19 protein-coding genes are annotated in these 16,525 nt (G+C 63.8%); 12 read left to right on the forward strand and 7 right to left on the reverse strand.

The annotated features are described in order from the left end of the window. Positions 1–134: 134 nt before the first annotated feature. A complete protein-coding gene (fdxA, locus tag O6R08_RS02890; protein ID WP_002514074.1) occupies positions 135–455 on the forward strand; it encodes a ferredoxin in 321 nt (106 codons plus the stop codon). Beyond that, positions 452–1,561 carry a succinyldiaminopimelate transaminase gene (dapC, locus tag O6R08_RS02895; RefSeq protein ID WP_271418660.1) on the forward strand — a complete coding sequence of 370 codons (1,110 nt, stop codon included), beginning with the start codon at positions 452–454 and terminating at the stop codon, positions 1,559–1,561. Before fdxA ends, dapC begins: the two co-directional genes overlap by 4 nt. A gap of 3 nt (positions 1,562–1,564) precedes the next feature. On the opposite strand, the gene O6R08_RS02900 is transcribed toward dapC, so the two are convergent. Both O6R08_RS02900 and dapD read right to left on the reverse strand, forming a co-directional pair. After that, positions 1,565–2,512, reverse strand: coding sequence for a hypothetical protein (locus O6R08_RS02900; RefSeq protein WP_271418661.1), 948 nt, complete (start codon positions 2,510–2,512; stop codon positions 1,565–1,567). 1 nt (position 2,513) lies between these two features. Next, the gene (gene dapD, locus O6R08_RS02905) at positions 2,514–3,476 is read right to left on the reverse strand and encodes a 2,3,4,5-tetrahydropyridine-2,6-dicarboxylate N-succinyltransferase (RefSeq protein ID WP_271418662.1); all 963 of its coding nucleotides are present in this window, start codon (positions 3,474–3,476) and stop codon (positions 2,514–2,516) included. A gap of 77 nt (positions 3,477–3,553) precedes the next feature. Between dapD and O6R08_RS02910 the strand changes: the two genes are divergently transcribed. Genes O6R08_RS02910 through O6R08_RS02930 form a run of 5 tightly spaced genes read left to right on the forward strand, consistent with a single transcriptional unit; the run spans position 3,554 to position 7,091 of the window. Next, a complete protein-coding gene (locus O6R08_RS02910) occupies positions 3,554–4,663 on the forward strand; it encodes an FtsX-like permease family protein (RefSeq protein WP_271418663.1) in 1,110 nt (369 codons plus the stop codon). Beyond that, entirely contained in the window at positions 4,660–5,436 is a 777-nt protein-coding gene (locus O6R08_RS02915; protein WP_271418664.1) for an ABC transporter ATP-binding protein, read from the forward strand. Before O6R08_RS02910 ends, O6R08_RS02915 begins: the two co-directional genes overlap by 4 nt. A 44-nt stretch (positions 5,437–5,480) precedes the next feature. Next, the gene (dapE, locus tag O6R08_RS02920) at positions 5,481–6,578 is read left to right on the forward strand and encodes a succinyl-diaminopimelate desuccinylase (protein WP_271418665.1); all 1,098 of its coding nucleotides are present in this window, start codon (positions 5,481–5,483) and stop codon (positions 6,576–6,578) included. After that, positions 6,578–6,883, forward strand: a complete 306-nt coding sequence (locus O6R08_RS02925) for a DivIVA domain-containing protein (protein WP_271418666.1) — start codon at positions 6,578–6,580, stop codon at positions 6,881–6,883. The genes dapE and O6R08_RS02925 overlap by 1 nt, the downstream gene beginning before the upstream one ends. A 40-nt stretch (positions 6,884–6,923) precedes the next feature. Then, positions 6,924–7,091, forward strand: coding sequence for a DUF3117 domain-containing protein (locus tag O6R08_RS02930; RefSeq protein ID WP_271418667.1), 168 nt, complete (start codon positions 6,924–6,926; stop codon positions 7,089–7,091). 48 nt (positions 7,092–7,139) lie between these two features. Here the strand turns inward: O6R08_RS02930 and glgA are convergent, their stop codons facing one another. Next, complete coding sequence (gene glgA / locus O6R08_RS02935; protein ID WP_271418668.1) at positions 7,140–8,327, reverse strand: glycogen synthase; 1,188 nt, start codon at positions 8,325–8,327, stop codon at positions 7,140–7,142. Between the two features lie 143 nt (positions 8,328–8,470). Here glgA and glgC point away from each other — a divergent pair, with 143 nt between their 5' ends. Continuing rightward, positions 8,471–9,697, forward strand: coding sequence for a glucose-1-phosphate adenylyltransferase (gene glgC, locus O6R08_RS02940; protein WP_271418669.1), 1,227 nt, complete (start codon positions 8,471–8,473; stop codon positions 9,695–9,697). A gap of 72 nt (positions 9,698–9,769) precedes the next feature. Here glgC and O6R08_RS02945 read toward each other — a convergent pair whose 3' ends face one another. Further along, positions 9,770–10,423, reverse strand: a complete 654-nt coding sequence (locus O6R08_RS02945; RefSeq protein ID WP_271418670.1) for an O-methyltransferase — start codon at positions 10,421–10,423, stop codon at positions 9,770–9,772. A 69-nt stretch (positions 10,424–10,492) separates the two neighbouring features. On the opposite strand from O6R08_RS02945, the gene dapA reads away from it, so the two are divergent. Both dapA and O6R08_RS02955 read left to right on the forward strand, forming a co-directional pair. After that, positions 10,493–11,374: a 4-hydroxy-tetrahydrodipicolinate synthase gene (dapA, locus tag O6R08_RS02950; protein WP_271418671.1), complete on the forward strand. Its 882-nt coding sequence runs from the start codon at positions 10,493–10,495 to the stop codon at positions 11,372–11,374. Positions 11,375–11,424: 50 nt separating this feature from the next. Further along, on the forward strand, positions 11,425–11,838 hold the full coding sequence (locus O6R08_RS02955; RefSeq protein WP_271418672.1) for a sec-independent translocase: 414 nt from the start codon (positions 11,425–11,427) through the stop codon (positions 11,836–11,838). A gap of 68 nt (positions 11,839–11,906) precedes the next feature. On the opposite strand, the gene O6R08_RS02960 is transcribed toward O6R08_RS02955, so the two are convergent. The 3 genes from O6R08_RS02960 to O6R08_RS02970 form a co-directional block, all read right to left on the reverse strand. Beyond that, a complete protein-coding gene (locus O6R08_RS02960; RefSeq protein WP_271418673.1) occupies positions 11,907–13,061 on the reverse strand; it encodes an Mrp/NBP35 family ATP-binding protein in 1,155 nt (384 codons plus the stop codon). 62 nt (positions 13,062–13,123) lie between these two features. Continuing rightward, positions 13,124–13,648 (reverse strand): DUF1003 domain-containing protein, encoded by a 525-nt coding sequence (locus tag O6R08_RS02965; protein ID WP_271418674.1) that lies wholly within the window; start codon positions 13,646–13,648, stop codon positions 13,124–13,126. Further along, entirely contained in the window at positions 13,641–14,906 is a 1,266-nt protein-coding gene (locus O6R08_RS02970; RefSeq protein ID WP_408640125.1) for a magnesium transporter MgtE N-terminal domain-containing protein, read from the reverse strand. Before O6R08_RS02970 ends, O6R08_RS02965 begins: the two co-directional genes overlap by 8 nt. Positions 14,907–15,014: 108 nt before the next feature. On the opposite strand from O6R08_RS02970, the gene O6R08_RS02975 reads away from it, so the two are divergent. Next, positions 15,015–15,521, forward strand: a complete 507-nt coding sequence (locus O6R08_RS02975; RefSeq protein WP_271419193.1) for a general stress protein — start codon at positions 15,015–15,017, stop codon at positions 15,519–15,521. Positions 15,522–15,629: 108 nt separating this feature from the next. Further along, positions 15,630–16,502 carry a COX15/CtaA family protein gene (locus O6R08_RS02980; RefSeq protein WP_271418675.1) on the forward strand — a complete coding sequence of 291 codons (873 nt, stop codon included), beginning with the start codon at positions 15,630–15,632 and terminating at the stop codon, positions 16,500–16,502. The last annotated feature ends 23 nt before the right edge of the window (positions 16,503–16,525 follow it).

The following is a 16,525-nucleotide window of genomic DNA, read 5'->3' on the forward strand; positions in this document are numbered from 1 at the left end:
CTGATTCCGACGCCCATGATCGCTCGACGGTCGTGGGCGTCGGTGCATGCCTGGGGATGAATGTGGGGGAGCGGCACTATGATGACGGTGAATGTCTATCAGGCCCCTTGTCAGGGCCGGAACAAGGAGAAGACGTGACCTACGTCATCGGTCTGCCCTGCGTGGACGTCAAGGATCGTGCCTGTGTCGAGGAGTGCCCCGTCGACTGCATCTACGAGGGCGAGCGCAGCCTCTACATCCATCCCGAGGAGTGCGTTGACTGCGGCGCATGCGAGCCCGTCTGCCCCGTCGAGGCCATCTACTACGAGGATGACCTGCCCGGCGACCAGGAGAAGTTCCTCGACATCAACGCCGAGTTCTTCAACGAGCTGGGTTCCCCGGGCGGCGCCGCCCGCCTTGGCCCGACCCACAAGGACCACCCGGCCGTCGAAGCCCTGCCCCCGCAGGGCGAATGAGTCGCCGTACCGTCTCTGCCAGTCTGCCCACCTTCCCGTGGGACACCATCGCTGACGCCAAGGCCAAAGCACAGTCCCACCCAGATGGGATCGTCGACCTGTCGGTGGGAACCCCGGTTGATCTGACTCCCCAGGTCGTCACCGAGGCCTTGGCTGCTGCCAGCGATGCCCACGGATACCCGCAGGTGTGGGGGACCCCCGCCCTGCGGGCCGGCATCCTGGACCACATGACGCAGGTCTGGGGTGCGCCGACACACCTCGACCAGACCAGTGTTCTGCCGGTCATCGGGACCAAGGAGTTGGTGGCCTCACTGCCCAGCCAGCTTGGTCTGGGCCCGGACTCGACGGTCGTCATCCCGGCCTGCGCCTACCCGACTTATCGGGTCGGTGCCCAGCTTGTCGGAGCCACCGTGCAGGCCGTCGACGGGCCTGATGAGGTCGAAGGCGTCCCCGACCTCATCTGGATCAATTCGCCGGCCAATCCTTCAGGTCGCATCCTCGACCTCGACCAGATGAGAGCCTGGGTGCAGTTGGCCCGTGACACCGGAGCCGTACTGGCCTCCGACGAGTGCTACGGCGAGTTCGTCTGGGAGGGGGAGTGCGTCTCCGTCCTCGACGAGAGGGTCAACGGTGGTGATGTCACCGGGCTGTTGGCCTGCTTGTCGATGTCCAAGCGCTCGAACATGGCCGGATATCGTGCTGGTTTCCTCGTCGGTGACGCCGACTTGACCTCTGAGCTGCTCACCGTGCGCAAGCATTGTGGACTCATGGTGCCAGTCCCGGTCGCTGAGGCCATGCGGGTCGCTCTGGCGGATCGATCCCACGTGCTGGAGCAGGCAAAGCGCTACCGAGTCCGCCGTGACGTGCTCAAGCCTGCCCTGGAGAGGGCTGGCTTCCGCATCGACCATTCCGAGGGGTCCCTCTACTTGTGGGCGACCCACGACGAGGACTGCCGAGTCACCCTCGACCGGTTGGCTGATCTGGGTATTCTCTGCTCACCCGGGGACTTCTACGTCGACGGTGGTTCCGACCATGTTCGCATCGGTTTGACGGCCACCGACGAGAGGATCAATGCCGCAGCCCAGAGGCTGTCGGAGTGTCACTGACAGTCAACTGTGGGCGGTGACGGTGCCGGTGACTCGGCCCGTTCCGTTGGCGGCGGGGCTGGCAGAAGGGCCGGACGCTGCAGTCCACGATGCGAAGTGGTCCCGGTCAGCATTCCAGCTCGTGGTCGCCACGGTGGCCCGGTCAATCGGTCCCAGGTCCGTGCTGGCCATGGTCAGGGCCACCGCTGCCCGGGTCGAGACCGGATTCGTGGCAGTGAAGGTCACCGTCGGCCCTGTGGTCTGGATGGTGATCGTGTCAGCCAACCCCTTGCGCGCGGTCTGGGTGAGTTTGGCGATGGTGGTCGTCTCGGAGGACCTGTTGATACACGACAAGGCCGAGGGGGAGTGCCCGGTCAGTGCTGATGCCCATGCCTCGGCCAGCGCCTCGTGCTGGCGGTAGGCCTCCGGGTACCCGGAGCGCTGCACCTGCTGGGCGGCGTCATTGACGCTGATGTCCTTCCAGTTTCCGAACTTCACCAACTCCTCGTAGAACTTCCCAGAGGAGTACCACGGATCCATGACCTGCTTGGGGCTTCCCCACCCCTGGGAGGGGCGCTGCTGGAACAGACCCAAGGAGTCGCGGTCGCCATAGTCGATGTTGCGCAGCTTCGACTCCTGCATGGCGGTTGCCAGGGCGATAGTGGCTGCGTGAGCCGGTAGTCCGCGTCGGATGGATTCGGCGGTGATGATGGCGGCGTTCTGGGACTGTTCCAGGTCAAGGTCGTAGGACTGCCCGGACACTGTCACCCGGCAGCCCTCAGGCTCAACGGTGTCAAACGGGTCGACGGTCTTCCACACCTTGTAGCCTCCCCAACCCAGCCCCGCCAGGATCGCCAACACCACCGCGAGGGCAGCTATCGACCGGACCGGATTGGTGGAACGGCGCTTGCGTCGACCCTGGGGTCGTCGTGTGGTGGCAGGGCGGGCTCGGCGGGGAGAGGGGTTCGTCATGTCAGTTCTGATGCAGATCCGTGTTGAGCTCGATCTTGTGGTTGCCACGTCCGAGAGCCATGACGGCACCGGTCGTCGAGTCGCGGATGTAGAGGATGTCGTCGGCACCTGACAGTTCCGAGGCCTTGACGACCGTGCCATCGGGCAGGGTCACCTTGGTGCCAGCGGTGACGTAGAGGCCAGCCTCGACGACGCAGTTGTCGCCCAGGGAGATTCCGATTCCGGCCTCGGCGCCCAGCAGGCAGCCCTTACCGATCGTCACCTGCTCCTTGCCGCCACCCGAGAGGGTTCCCATGATGGATGCGCCGCCTCCGATGTCGGTCCCGTCGCCGACGATGACACCCTGGCTGATACGTCCCTCGACCATGGAGTGGCCCAAGGTTCCAGCATTGAAGTTGACGAACCCCTCGTGCATGACGGTGGTTCCCTCGGCCAGGTGGGCTCCCAGACGGACGCGGTCGGCGTCACCAATGCGCACCCCGGCGGGAATGACGAAGTCGACCATGCGCGGGAACTTGTCGACGAGCAGGACGGTGAAGGGGGCCTGGGCGATGCGTGCTTCCATGCGGGCCTGGTCCAGATCAGCCACCCGGATCGGGCCGATGGTCGTCCAGGCGTTGTTGGGAAGCACCCCGAAAATACCGTCAAGGTTGATGGTTCGAGGCTGGGTCATGCGTGTCGACAGCAGGTGCAGACGCAGGTAGGCGTCGGGGACGTCGGCTGGTGGCTGGTCAAGGTCGATGACGGTGCGCACCACCTCGGTGTGGACGTTGCGGATGGCGTCGCGACCGGCTTCGGTGACCCGATGCAGGTCGTCAGGGGCCTCGGACTCGTCGGGGGCACCCAGTTTGGGCTCGGGGTACCAGGTGTCCAGGACATCGCCGTCCTCATGGACGGTGGCCAGTCCCCAACCCCAGGCGTGACGGCCGGCCGGAATGGTCTGTGAAGTCGTCGTCTGCGTCATGGCCACGAGTCTAGTTGTCGGTTCCGACGACCTGACGATGTCGGTGTCGTCTGCTAGCGTGAACGAGTCGAGGAAAGGTGGCTCCGGTGTTCTTGGCCCTGCGAGAGATCGGTCATCAGCGTGGACGATTCGCCCTCATTGTTGCCGTCATCGCGCTCATCGCCTATCTGGCCTTCTTCCTGGCGTCGTTGGCAACGGGGCTGGCACATTCCTACCGGTCTGCCATCGATGACTGGGACGCGACGTCGGTGGCGCTGACAGAGGACTCCAATGAGTCCGTGATGTCATCGCGCCTCTCGAAGGACCAGGTCAAGGTAGCTAGCGCACCCAGCGATGCTGAGCCGCTGATCGTCTCAGGGGTGGTGCTCAAGAATGTTGATTCGTCCCAGCCTGGACGCACCAAGGTGAGCGCCTTTGCGTTTGCCATCGATCGATCCGGCTTCTTAGCCCCTGACAAGGTTGGCGTCGGCATCACCCAGGGACGCGGTATCGAGCACCCCGATTCTGAGATCGTCGTGGATGACACCGTGGTTCGCGAGGGCTGGCAGGTCGGTGACAAGCTGCAACTCAACTCCACCTCCCACACCTGGACGATCGTCGGCTTCACTCATGACCAGACCTTTCAGACCACGCCTATCGTCTTCGTCGATGAGAAGGCCTTCGGAAAGAATCCGCCGACAGACGCTCCGGTGGCCGTCAACGCAGTTGTGAACAAGGACGGCTGGAGCGGGTCACAGACTGATGACCTCAACAAGGCCGGGCTGACGACGTTGTCGAGTGACGAGTTCGTCAAAACCCTCGCCGGGTACAAAGCCCAGGTTCTGACCTTCAGTCTCATGATTGGTGCCCTGGTCGTCATCGCCTCCTTCGCACTCGGGATTTTCATCTACGTCCTCACCCTGCAGAAGCGTGCAGCGTTGGGGATTCTCAAGGCCCGTGGGGTGCCGACTAGTTACTTGGTCCGTTCTGGAGCCGTGCAGACTCTGTTGCTGGCCCTCGTGGGGTTGGCAGTCGGTCTGGTCCTCACCCTCCTCACGGGTGCTGTCCTGCCTGACAAGGTGCCCTTCTGGTTCACCTGGTGGCTGTATGCAGTGATTACGGCAGCGTTTGCCCTGTTCTCCGTCATCGGTGGTCTGCTCTCGGTCAAGGTGATATCCGGGATCGATCCTGTGGAGGCGATGTCATGACGACTCCGGTGCTGCGCCTTGACGGCGTCTCGAAGCAATTCCATGACGGGGACGAGACCATTCAGGCTCTCGCCACGACTGATCTGTCGTTCTACCGGGGCGAGTTCGTCGGAATCCTGGGGCCTTCTGGGTCCGGGAAATCGACCTTGTTGACGATCATGGGCGGGCTACGCACGCCCAGCACCGGAGAGGTTCTCATTGACGACGAACCCTTCTCCGCGTTGCCGGAGAAGAAGCGGGCCAGGAGGAGGTTCACCGAGCTCGGGTTCGTCCTGCAGGCTTCGGGGTTGGTGCCATTCCTCACCGTTGGCGACCAGTTCGTGTTGCATGGCAAGGTTGACCACCGCCCGCTGGACCGCGCCCGTCGCGACGAGCTGCTGGAGTCGCTCAAGGTCACCAACTACGTCAATTCCTATCCCGGTGACTTGTCGGGAGGGGAACGTCAGCGAGTGGCCATCGCGGTGGCCTTGTACCACGATCCGCAGATTGTGCTGGCTGACGAGCCGACGGCATCCCTGGACACCGAGAAGGCCTTCGAGGTCGCGAACATCCTCGCTGACCAGACTCATTCCCGCGGCAAGTGCACCGTCATGGTGACCCATGACGAACGTCTCCTCGATCACTGCGACCGGGTGTTGAGGATGGCCGACGGGGTGCTGACAGAGATCACCGACCGTGAGCCGATGAGGGAGTCTTCCTCTCCGAGACCGTCCGGGAAGGGGACAGGGACCTTGCTGCGGGCAGCCGCCAGATCCTTGTGGCGTCGGCATTGACATGGCTGGAAGCCCGATGCCAGACCGTTAGTACAGTGAAGGCCATGCAACTCGACCTCGCCGGTGACCTCCACGACCTGTTTCGCGACATCGTGGACATTCGCTCCGAAAGCCTTCATGAGGACCGGCTCGCCGACGCTGTTGAGGAATCCCTGCGAGCTCTTGGCCATCTGAGTGTCACCAGAGTCGGGAACTCGATCGTGGCCGCCACCAACCTGGGCCGGGACTCCCGAGTCCTCATCGCCGGCCATCTTGACACCGTTCCGGTGGCCGACAACCTGCCCAGCCACGTTGAAACCCGCGACGACGGCGACTACCTGGTCGGCAGGGGAACCTGCGACATGAAGGGGGGAGTGGCGGTCGCCCTGCACCTGGCAGCAACCCTGACCGCGCCCAGCCGTGATGTCACCTGGGTGTTCTACGAAGCCGAGGAGATCGCCGCAGAACACAACGGGCTGCTCAGGTTGCGATCCCACGACGAGAGCTTGCTCGACTGTGACCTGGCCATTCTCATGGAGCCCACCAACGGCGTCATCGAGGGAGGCTGCCAGGGGACGATGAGGTTCACCCTGACGACCGAGGGACAAGCCGCCCACTCCGCTCGATCCTGGGCTGGCCGCAATGCCATTCATGACCTGCTGCCGATCCTCCAGATCTTGCAGGATTGGCAGGCTGACGGCGACCATCTCGTCGAGGTCGATGGGCTGACCTACCACGAAGGCCTCAACGCGACGATGGTGCGGGGCGGGCTGGCCGGTAACGTCGTTCCGCCTGAGGCCACGGTGCAGATCAATTACCGGTTCGCCCCCGACAAGACCGCTAAGCAGGCCGAACAGATGATGCGCACCTTGTTTGCCGACTGGAGGATGGACGTCCTTGACTTGTCCTCCCCGGCCCGGCCAGGTCTGGACCAGCCTTTGGCCCAATCCTTCGCCCGATCCGTGGGCACGACCCCGATGCCCAAATATGGCTGGACGGATGTGGCTCGATTCTTCGAGATGGGGCGGCCGGCTCTCAACTTCGGGCCCGGTGATGCGATGTATGCTCACAAATCTGACGAGTGTTGCAAGCTGTCCAGCCTCGACGATTGCGCCCGAGCGTTGGAATCGTGGCTGTGTGAGGATCTGGAAGGAGATCACTGATGGTGTGGGCGTTGTGTGGGCTCATCATTGTCATCATCGGATTGGCGGTGCTGGCAGCTTCTGGAAAGTTCGGGCAGGTGCCGGCGGTCGTCGATGATCGTCCCGTCCCGGATCTTCCTGAGGGTGAGGTGAGCGCCGATGACCTGCGTTCAGTTCGCTTCGCGGTGGTGCCGCGGGGCTATTCCATGCGCCAGGTGGATCAGCTCCTCGACCGGATGGCAGCCCAGTTGGAGGAAGCTCACAAGGGGGATTCCACGGACTTGCAGGACCACTCCTCTAACGGAACGGGGCCGGATACGGAATAATGGGGGTTGCACCACTGCCCAGTGATTGAGGAAGAGTGACATGGCAGCTATGAAGCCCCGTACCGGAGACGGTCCCATGGAGGTCACGAAGGAGGGCCGTGGCATCATCATGCGCGTTCCAGTCGAAGGTGGCGGTCGGCTGGTTGTTGAACTCAACGGCGACGAAGCCCAGGAACTCCTCACGTGCCTCAAGGGTGTCGTCGGCTGAGGCCCACGACCCAGCGGATGCAGACGACTGGGAGGTCGTGGGAGTTCCTCAGGAGTTGTGACGCTTGATGGCAGCCTGGTACACCCCGATGGTCTGCTCGGCGATTCTCGCCCAGGAGAACTCATCGATGCAGCGCTGACGACCAGCGGTTCCGAAGGCATTGGCGCGCTGCGGGTCGCGGGTGAGGTTGTTGATCGCTGCGGCGAAGGCCGACTCGAAGGCGGCAACCTGCTCAGGGGTCGAGGAATCGGTCGGGACCCCGTCGACCAGATGACCAGTCGTCCCGTCGACGACGACCTCCGGAATGCCACCGACGCGGGATGCGACCACCGGGGTGGCGCAGGCCATGGCCTCGAGATTGACGATGCCCAGTGGCTCGTAGACCGAGGGGCATGCGAAGACCGTGGCTGCCGAGAGCACTTGACGCACCGAGGGACGCGGCAGCATCTCAGACACCCAGATGACCGGGGCCTGACGGGAAGCGCGCACCTGGCCGAAAGCCTTCTCGAACTCCTCGCCGATCTCCGGGGTGTCCGGGGCTCCGGCCAAGAGGACGAGCTGGGTGTCGGGGTCGAGTTCGGTGGCTGCGCGCACCAGATGAATCAGCCCCTTCTGACGGGTGATGCGTCCCACGAAGACCACTGACGGACGATCCGGATCCATGCCGATCTCACGGCAGACGTCGGTCTCGGTGACGGGGTGGAACTCCTCAGTGTCCACACCATTGCGCACGACGTGGACCTTGTCCGGGTCGAGCTCGGGGTAGGCCCGCAGCACGTCGGTGCGCATACCATCGGAGACCGCGATGATCGCGTCGGCGGCGTCGTACGCCGTCTTCTCGGCCCACGAGGACAATCGGTATCCGCCGCCGAGCTGTTCGGCCTTCCATGGTCTGTCGGGCTCCAGGGAATGGGCGCTGATGACATGTGGGACGTCATGGAAGACGCCGGCCAGCAGGCCAGCGAGATTGGCGTACCAGGTGTGGGAGTGGACCAGATCGACCTCGTCAGGGATGGCATTGACCATGGACAGGTCAGCCCCGAAGGCCCGCAGAGCGCCGTTGGCGCCTTCTGGGTAGTTCTCGGGGTGGGCGGTGGCTCCCTCGCGTGGCTCTCCCATGCACTGCACATCGACGTCGATGAGCTTGCGTAGCTGGGGGACGAGTTGCGCGACGTGGACGCCGGCGCCTCCGTAGATGGTAGGGGGGTACTCACGGGTCAGGACGGACACGTACATGGCTTGATCGTCCCACAAAGACGGCGTCGATGGGTCAAGAGGGTGGCCTTGGTGCCAACGAATCAGGAATTCTCCACGACATGACTGGTTTCAGGGCGGTAATTACTGCCTGTTAGTGCCTCGATGGCGGTAGATTGAGGGACATGGCAAAGACGCGTCCCAAGGTGTTGTCCATCGTCCTGGCTGGCGGCGAGGGCAAACGCCTCATGCCCCTCACGATGGACCGTGCCAAACCAGCCGTTCCGTTCGGTGGCACCTATCGGCTCATCGATTTCGTCCTCTCGAACCTGGCGAACTCGGGCCTGACCCAGATTGCCGTGCTGACCCAGTACAAGTCCCACTCCCTCGACCGTCACATCTCCATTACGTGGAGGATGTCGACGATGCTGGGGTCCTACGTGACCCCAGTCCCAGCCCAGCAGCGTCTGGGACCCCGCTGGTACCAGGGCAGCGCCGACGCGATTTACCAGTCCCTCAACCTCATCAATGACCAGAGCCCCGACTACGTCGTGGTCTTCGGTGCCGACAACATCTACCGGATGGACGTCGACGCCATGCTGCAATACCACATTGATTCGGGCCTGGGTTGCACCGTCGCCGGGATCCGGGTGCCTCGCAAGGATGCCTCGGCCTTCGGGATCATCGATGCCGACGAGAACCACAAGATCACCGAGTTCCTCGAGAAGCCTGCCGACCCGCCGGGCCTGCCTGATTCCCCGGATGAGTCCTTCGCCTCCATGGGTAACTACATCTTCAGCCGCGACGCGCTGGTGCAGGCCCTGCACGACGACGCTCACGCCGCCGATTCGCGTCACGACATGGGCGGGGACATCATCCCCAGGTTCGTCAACGCCTCCGATGCCCAGGTGTATGACTTCCGCGACAACGAGGTTCCGGGGCATACCGACAAGGACGCCGACTACTGGCGTGACGTGGGCACCATCGACGCCTACCACGACGCGCACATGGACCTGGTCTCGGTCGAGCCGGAGTTCAACCTGTACAACCCCGACTGGCCCATCTGGACCATGCAGGAGCAGGCTCCGGGCGCCAAGTTCGTGATGCGTGGCTCCTGCGATGACACCTTGGTGTCGGTCGGGTGCATCATCTCCGGGACGGACATCTACCGCACCGTGCTGGGCCCACGCGCTCGCATCGAGAGGTGGGCCCGCGTCGACGAGTCGATCGTCATGAACAACGTGACGATCGGATCCAACGCCACAGTCCACCGCGCCATCCTCGACAAGAACGTCGTCGTTCCCGACGGGGCCCAGGTGGGTGTTGATCACGACCACGACCGCGCACGTGGATTCACCGTCTCCCCGGGCGGTGTCACGGTGGTCGGCAAGGGCATCACCGTGCCCTACTGATCGCACGGTTTTCAGGACGCACGAAGCGGCTCCCCGATCGACCGGGGAGCCGCTTCGTCGTGATTGGTGGAGTCAGGCCTTCGTCGCCAGCAGCAAACCTTCGCCGACTGGCAGCAGGACGGGGGTGAACTCCTCGGTCTCCAGCACCGAGTCGAGGGTCTCGCGGATGATGAGGGTGTCGTCGTCCTCGTTGTCCGGGTCTGCGACGTGGTTGTTGGCCAGGGCAGCATTGACGATGACGACTCCGCCTCGACGCAGCAGACGCAGCGCTTGGGAGACGTACTCGACGTACTCGAGCCGGTCGCCGTTGACCAAGACCATGTCGTAGACGTCGTCGCGAAGCTTGGGCAGCACGTCCAGCGGGGTGCCGGTGATCAGTCGCACCCTGTTGGAGGGAATCCGGGCCAAGGAGAGCACCTTGCGTGCGGCAGCCTGACGTTCGGCGTCGGGATCGATGCTGGTCAGAACTCCCTTGTCGGTCATGCCCTCCAACAAGGCCAGGGCCGAGACTCCGGCGTCAGTACCGACGGTGACGACGTTGCTGGCCTGCATGGTGCGCGCCAAGAAGGTCAGCAGGGCGGTGGTGCCGTTGTCGAGCACCTCCCACTGGTCGGCGCGTGCGGACTCGCGGGCCTCCTGCACGGCAGGGGATGGTGCGACGAAGCCGTCGGCGTACTCCCACGATCGGGCATCTGGTACTTGGTGTCTGGGCTGTGCTGGACTCACACCAACAGCCTAGCCCGCCGAGGCCACCTCGTGGCTACCATGGGCACCAGGTACACAAGGAGGTCTCGCATGTCCGCTCCCGTTTTCGGCCGTCTGCTCACGGCCATGGTGACTCCGATGACGTCCGAGGGGGCGGTCGACCTGCGTCGGGCCGGCGAATTGGCGCACCGACTCGTCGACGAGCAGCGCAATGACGGCATCGTCGTCAATGGCACCACCGGAGAGTCCCCGACAACCACTGACGCCGAGAAGTCGGACATGGTCAAGGCCGTCGTGGAGGCCGTCGGATCAGATGCTGCGATCGTGGCCGGTGTGGGAACCAATGACACCGCCCACACCGTCGAGCTGGCCCGTCAGGCCGCTGAAGCTGGCGCGGATGGTCTGCTGGTCGTCACCCCGTACTACTCCAAGCCGTCGCAGGCAGGGTTGATCGAGCACTTCACCACCGTCGCTGAGGCCACGGATCTGCCGATCATTCTGTACGACATTCCCGGACGCAGCGGAACCCCGATCGAGACGAAGACCCTCATCGAGTTGGCCGATCATCCCAACATCGTGGCCGTCAAGGACGCCAAGGGGCAGGTCGTCGAGTCGGCCACGGTGATGGCCAACACAACCCTGGCCTACTATTCCGGCGATGACGCCATCACTGGGGCTCTATTGTCGGTCGGCGCGGTCGGACTCGTGGGGACGTCGACCCATTTCACCGGCAGGCGCATGCATGAGGTCATTGACGCCTACGTCGAGGGACGGATCGACCAGGCCCTGACGATCTACCGTGAAATCCTTCCAGTTCTCACCGGAGTCTTTGCCGCCCAAGGCGTCACCATGGTCAAGGCTGGACTGGCACACCAGGGATTTGACGTCGGTGGGGTACGGCTTCCCCAGACCATGCCGACGCGCGAGCAGGCCGAGACCTTCTTCGATCTGCTGGACCGCACCCAACTGTGACAGACCAGCGGTGACAATGGAAGATCGAATTCCGGGGTAGGGTATGGGCCATGTCCACAGCAGGTCCAGCGGAGATCGCGGTACTCATCATCATTGCTGTGCTCATGTTTGGGCCCGACAAGTTGCCCGAGATGGCCCGCAAGGCGGCGCGCGTCTACCACTACCTCAAGAACATTGCGAACAACACGAGGGACCAGCTCCGCAGTGAGCTGGGACCCCAGTTCGCTGACCTGGACTACCAGGACCTCAAACCGCAGAACTTCGTCCGCAAGTACGTCCTGGACGGTCTGCAGGACGACATCGACGAGATCAAGGCTGATCTGTCTGATGTTCGATCCGACCTCGACCTGGGTCTGGCAGACATTCGTAACTCCGAGGGGTTGCCGGATGCGCCAGCCGATGAGAACCCGGAGTCAGTGCACGACTCCAACCAGCCGGTGCCCTTCGACACCGAGGCAACCTGATCCGCCTCACAGATGAGTTACACACAGTGGTCCCCGTCAGTGCTGACGGGGACCACTGTGGTGGTTGATCAGATCGGGGAGACTCCCAAATTCATCCCAGCCAGTCCGCGCGGGCGGGAATCGATGGTGCTCGCCAGGGCGTGGATGGCCTCGGCCGCCGGAGACTCCGGGTGGGCCAGGACGATCGGGTCCCCCTCATCGCCGCCGCTGCGCAGGTTGACGTCCAGCGGGATCTGACCCAGCAGCGGGACCTCGGTGCCCAGACGCTCCGACAGGGCGTCAGCGGCCTTCTGGCCACCTCCAGTGCCGAAGAGATCAACCCGGAAGGTCTCACCCGACTTCGGGGCGGTGACCTCCAACCAGGACATGTTCTCCACGACACCCATGACACGCTGCTGCATGATCCCGGCCATCGTTCCAGCGCGTTCGGCCACCTCGGATGCGGCCTGCTGCGGGGTGGTGACGACGAGCACCTCAGCGTTGGGAAGCTTTTGTCCCAGGCTCATGGCGATGTCTCCGGTGCCGGGCGGAAGGTCGATGAGGAGGTAGTCGAGGTCGCCCCAGTGGACGTCAGCCAGGAGCTGGGTGAGGGCACGGTCGAGGATCGGGCCGCGCCACGCGATGACGTCGGACTTGTTGGGTTTCATCATGCCGATACTGATCGACTTGATGCCCAGGCCAGGAACCGGCAGCAGCATGTCGTCGAGGGGAGTGGGGTGGGCCTCACCCAGTCCGAGCATGTCGGGCACCGAGTGGCCGTAGATGTCAGCGTCCAGCAGGCCGACCTCGCGACCCAGCTGGGCCAGAGCCAGTGCCAGGTTGACGGTCACGGACGACTTGCCGACGCCACCCTTGCCCGACGACACCGCGATGACCTTGGTGGTGCTCCCGGGCTGGGCGAAGGGGATGACACGCTCGGGGACACCGCCGCGCAGCTGCACCTTGAGGGCATCGCGCTGCTCGTCGGTCATGGTGCCCAGTTCCACGGAGACGCTGGTGACCCCGTCGACACCGCGAACGGCCTCGGTCACCTGCTCGCGCAGCTCAGTCTTGAGGGGGCATCCGGACACGGTCAACAGGACACGGACGAAGGCACGTCCTTGGTCGTCAACGGTGATCTCATCGACCATGTTGAGATCAGTGATGGGGCGTTTGATCTCGGGGTCATTGACGTGCGTGAGAGCTTCGGCAATGGCCTCGACCAACGGGTTATCGGTGCTCATGCCGACTTGTCTACACACCGTTGGGCCTCTCGGACAACTCGCTGACCGCGAATCGGCTGCGATCAGTGTGATCGGCGGGGCGCTGCAGGGGCATCAATCTCCTCCAGGAGGGAGCGCAATTCGTCTCGCAGCTCGGAGCGCAGGTAGTCGCGGGTGGCCAGCTCACCCATCTGCATCCGGATGGAGGCGACCTCCCTGGCCAGGAACTCCATGTCGGCGCGCGACTGGGCAGCCACGCGACGATCCTCGGCCATCGACACCCGGTCGCGGTCCTCCTGACGGTTCTGGGCCAGCAGGATGAGCGGAGCCGAGTAGGAGGCCTGGGTGGAGAAGAACAGGTTGAGCAGGATGAACGGATACGGGTCGAAGCGCAGCCGGTAGATCGCGACGAGATTCCAGATCACCCAGGCCGCAACGATGACCGTCATGTAGGCCAAGAACTTCGCGGTTCCCATGAACCGGGCGGTGGCCTCGGCGAATTGCCCGAACTTCTCCGAATCCAGCTGCACCTTGGGCCGTTTGGCCTTGCGCGGACCCGGGATGTCGAGACGGTCGGCGTCGTGGATCCTCTGATCGCCCTCAGCCATGGTTCACCTCCGCAAGTTCGCCGTCCATCTGGTCGCCTCGCCAGTCGGCCGGCAGCAGGTGGTCGAGCAAGTCGTCGACGGCCACCGCCCCGACGAGCTGGTTGGTCTCATTGACCACCGGGACCACGACGAGGTTGTAGGTGGCGAAATACCGGCTCACCGCGCCCACCGGGGCGTCGGTGTACATGGGCTCGAGATCAGTGTCGAGGATGGCCGAGACCATCGTCGACGGTGGTTCGCGCAACAGCCGCTGGACGTGCACCGCTCCCAGGTACCGACCGGTCGGAGTCTCGGCGGGAGGGCGACACACGAAGACCATGGACGCCTCGGCGGGGGTGATGTCCTCGTTGCGGACCAGGGCCAGAGCATCAGCGACGGTGGCATCGGGGGCGACGATGACAGGCTCAGTGGTCATCATGGCGCCAGCGGTGAACTCGTCGTAGGCCATGAGGGAGCGGACGTCCTCGGCGTCGTCTGGCTTCATGCGCGCCAGCAACTGGTGGGCAGTGGAGTCCGGCAACTCCTTGATGAGGTCGGCGGCATCGTCGGGGTCCATCTCCTCGAGGATGTCGGCGGCCCGATCAGGGTCGAGGACGGTGATGAGGGAGACCTGTTCGTTCTCCGGTAGCTCCTCGATGGCGTTGGCGAGCTGGTCGTCGTCAAGGGCCATGGCCACCTCGGCGCGACGATGAGGGTTCATGTCGTGCAACTCGCGGGCCATGTCGGCGGGCTTCATCTCCTGCATCTCGGCGATCGTGCGCTCGGTGGACTGCCGGGCCGCCAGCACCAGGGAGGGCACTTCGCGCCAGTCGACGATGGTCGGGTTGCTGGGGGCCTTGCGGATGAATCGGCCAGGTCGGGACTCAGCCAGAGCCACCTCGTTGATCTCCCATTCGTGGCTGCGCACCGGAGCCATCGAGACGTCCATGACCCACACCTGTTTTCCCTGGCGGGTGAACGTACGGTCGAAGAGGTCCTCGATGACGAGGGTCTCGGAGACGCGCCGGGAGAACACCCGGGTGTTGACGGTTCCCGAGATCATGATCTGCACCGCGTCAATGGCGTGCACCCGGACCGTGGGTACGAAGATTCTGCGACGTGCAAACAGCTCGACGACGAGGCCACGCACGAGTGGGGCGCGGCCAGGAGTCCGCATCTGGATCACGACGTCCTTGACCTTGCCGACCTGGTCGCCGCTGGCATCCATGACGGGAAGACCACGAATCCGGGAGATGAAGACCGACTGGGACCTGTTCACCTCTCACAATCTACCGGGAGGGCCAGTGACGATGCCGTGTCTCTATGACGGGAGACTGTCGGTGGCTGTCCGTAGACTGTGGTTCATACCAAGGAGGTCGTCGTGACGATGAGTGTGATGCCGGGCAAGGCCAGCGGCATGTTCAATCTTGAGTACCCGCAGTCGGTCGTTGTCGTCGACGACTACGAGACGGCGCAGAAGATTGTTGATGGGCTGTCCGACAAGGAATTTCCGGTCGAGAACCTGTGCATCGTCGGAACTGACCTCAAGACGATGGAGCGAGTCACAGGTCGGCGTACCTGGGGTTCGGTGCTCGGACAAGGAGCCGTCTCCGGGCTCGGCATGGGCCTGTTGGTCGGCCTCATGATGATGTTCTTCACCACCGGCGAGGCCATTGTCGCGGTGTTGCTGACGGGTCTGCTCGTGGGCGTCATCATCGGCATGATCACCGCTGCTATCACGTATGCGATGTCGGGCGGGGAGCGGGATTTCAACTCCGTCCAGCAGGTTGTCGCCACCCATTACGAGGTGTTGGCCGAGCACAAGGTGGCCGCCAAGGCCCGTGAGATGGTCGCCGATATGCCCTTCATGAGGTCCAAGGCTTTCCAGGGCTGATCCTCACCAGGGGACCCGCTGATGGGTCCGCTCAGTGGTGATGGCAGGATCGTGAGCGTTCGCGCCCATGTCCATGACTGACGGCAACCACCACTTCCGAGGATTTCCATGACCAACACCGTCTCCACCAGAAACGTCGTGCCAAAAGGAGTGGCGGTTCTCTTCGCCATCACTGCCGTCGTCATCACTGTGACCCTGGCCCTGGGATCGACGGTGTGTGCCACTGATGCGTCAGCGTCGTGCCCCAACTGGCCCGGGTGTTATTTCGGACGCCTGACCCCGTTGGACGCCACCCAGCCGTGGGTGGAGTTCATTCACCGCGTCATCTCGGCCTCGGTTGGCCTCTTGGCGCTCGCGAGTGTCATTGTCGGCATCTTGTACCGGCGAGCCGACAAGCTGCTCGTCGTGCTGCCAATCGTCGCCCTGCTGGGCGCACTGACCTCCGGAATCTTCGGCATGATGACGATCAAATGGGGCATCAACCGCATCGAGGCGTCCTTCGACCTGCTGGCTGCCATCATCGCGATGGGGGCGATGTGGAGGGCCTACTTCGTCGCCGTCAGCCCGCACTCCCCGTGGGTCTGGAATGGGCGTACCAAACTTGGCGTCGGCGCTGTCGTCTTCCTCGTCGTCGGTCACTTCTTCGCCGTCCAGGTTGCCGGCACCGGATCACTGACTCGGTGCATGGGCTGGGCCATGTTCGTGCGCGGAGCCGGTGACGGACCCTTGGCTGGCTGGGTCGCTCAGCAGACGATCATGGGAATCGGAATGCTGCTGGCCATCGTCTTCCTGGTGGCTCGCTGGGGACGCCGCAATGGGTGGGACGTCCTGTGTGCGGTGCTCATCGTCGTCGAGATCGTTGCGGGAATCCTCATCGCCGTCAACGGATCCAATCACGGACTGGGAACCCTGCACGCCATCCCGGCCGTCCTCATCCTCTGCCTCACCATGACGGCAACGATGCGCAGCGCCAGGGGCTGAAACCCCGGCACTGCGCATCGCCG

The sequence above is a fragment of the Cutibacterium equinum genome (genome assembly GCF_028021195.1).
In the GTDB taxonomy this organism is placed as follows: domain Bacteria; phylum Actinomycetota; class Actinomycetes; order Propionibacteriales; family Propionibacteriaceae; genus Cutibacterium; species Cutibacterium equinum.

What these genes read in the sequence shown, in the direction of transcription:
- dapD (WP_271418662.1), bottom strand. Translation starts at nt 3,476, where the DNA reads ATGACGCAGACGACGACTTCACAGACCATTCCGGCCGGCCGTCACGCC.
- dapE (WP_271418665.1), top strand. Translation starts at nt 5,481, where the DNA reads ATGCAACTCGACCTCGCCGGTGACCTCCACGACCTGTTTCGCGACATC.
- glgC (WP_271418669.1), top strand. Translation starts at nt 8,471, where the DNA reads ATGGCAAAGACGCGTCCCAAGGTGTTGTCCATCGTCCTGGCTGGCGGC.
- O6R08_RS02980 (WP_271418675.1), top strand. Translation starts at nt 15,630, where the DNA reads ATGACCAACACCGTCTCCACCAGAAACGTCGTGCCAAAAGGAGTGGCG.
- O6R08_RS02975 (WP_271419193.1), top strand. Translation starts at nt 15,015, where the DNA reads ATGAGTGTGATGCCGGGCAAGGCCAGCGGCATGTTCAATCTTGAGTAC.
- O6R08_RS02930 (WP_271418667.1), top strand. Translation starts at nt 6,924, where the DNA reads ATGGCAGCTATGAAGCCCCGTACCGGAGACGGTCCCATGGAGGTCACG.
- O6R08_RS02955 (WP_271418672.1), top strand. Translation starts at nt 11,425, where the DNA reads ATGTCCACAGCAGGTCCAGCGGAGATCGCGGTACTCATCATCATTGCT.
- O6R08_RS02965 (WP_271418674.1), bottom strand. Translation starts at nt 13,648, where the DNA reads ATGGCTGAGGGCGATCAGAGGATCCACGACGCCGACCGTCTCGACATC.
- O6R08_RS02925 (WP_271418666.1), top strand. Translation starts at nt 6,578, where the DNA reads ATGGTGTGGGCGTTGTGTGGGCTCATCATTGTCATCATCGGATTGGCG.
- dapC (WP_271418660.1), top strand. Translation starts at nt 452, where the DNA reads ATGAGTCGCCGTACCGTCTCTGCCAGTCTGCCCACCTTCCCGTGGGAC.
- O6R08_RS02915 (WP_271418664.1), top strand. Translation starts at nt 4,660, where the DNA reads ATGACGACTCCGGTGCTGCGCCTTGACGGCGTCTCGAAGCAATTCCAT.
- O6R08_RS02960 (WP_271418673.1), bottom strand. Translation starts at nt 13,061, where the DNA reads ATGAGCACCGATAACCCGTTGGTCGAGGCCATTGCCGAAGCTCTCACG.
- glgA (WP_271418668.1), bottom strand. Translation starts at nt 8,327, where the DNA reads ATGTACGTGTCCGTCCTGACCCGTGAGTACCCCCCTACCATCTACGGA.
- dapA (WP_271418671.1), top strand. Translation starts at nt 10,493, where the DNA reads ATGTCCGCTCCCGTTTTCGGCCGTCTGCTCACGGCCATGGTGACTCCG.
- O6R08_RS02900 (WP_271418661.1), bottom strand. Translation starts at nt 2,512, where the DNA reads ATGACGAACCCCTCTCCCCGCCGAGCCCGCCCTGCCACCACACGACGA.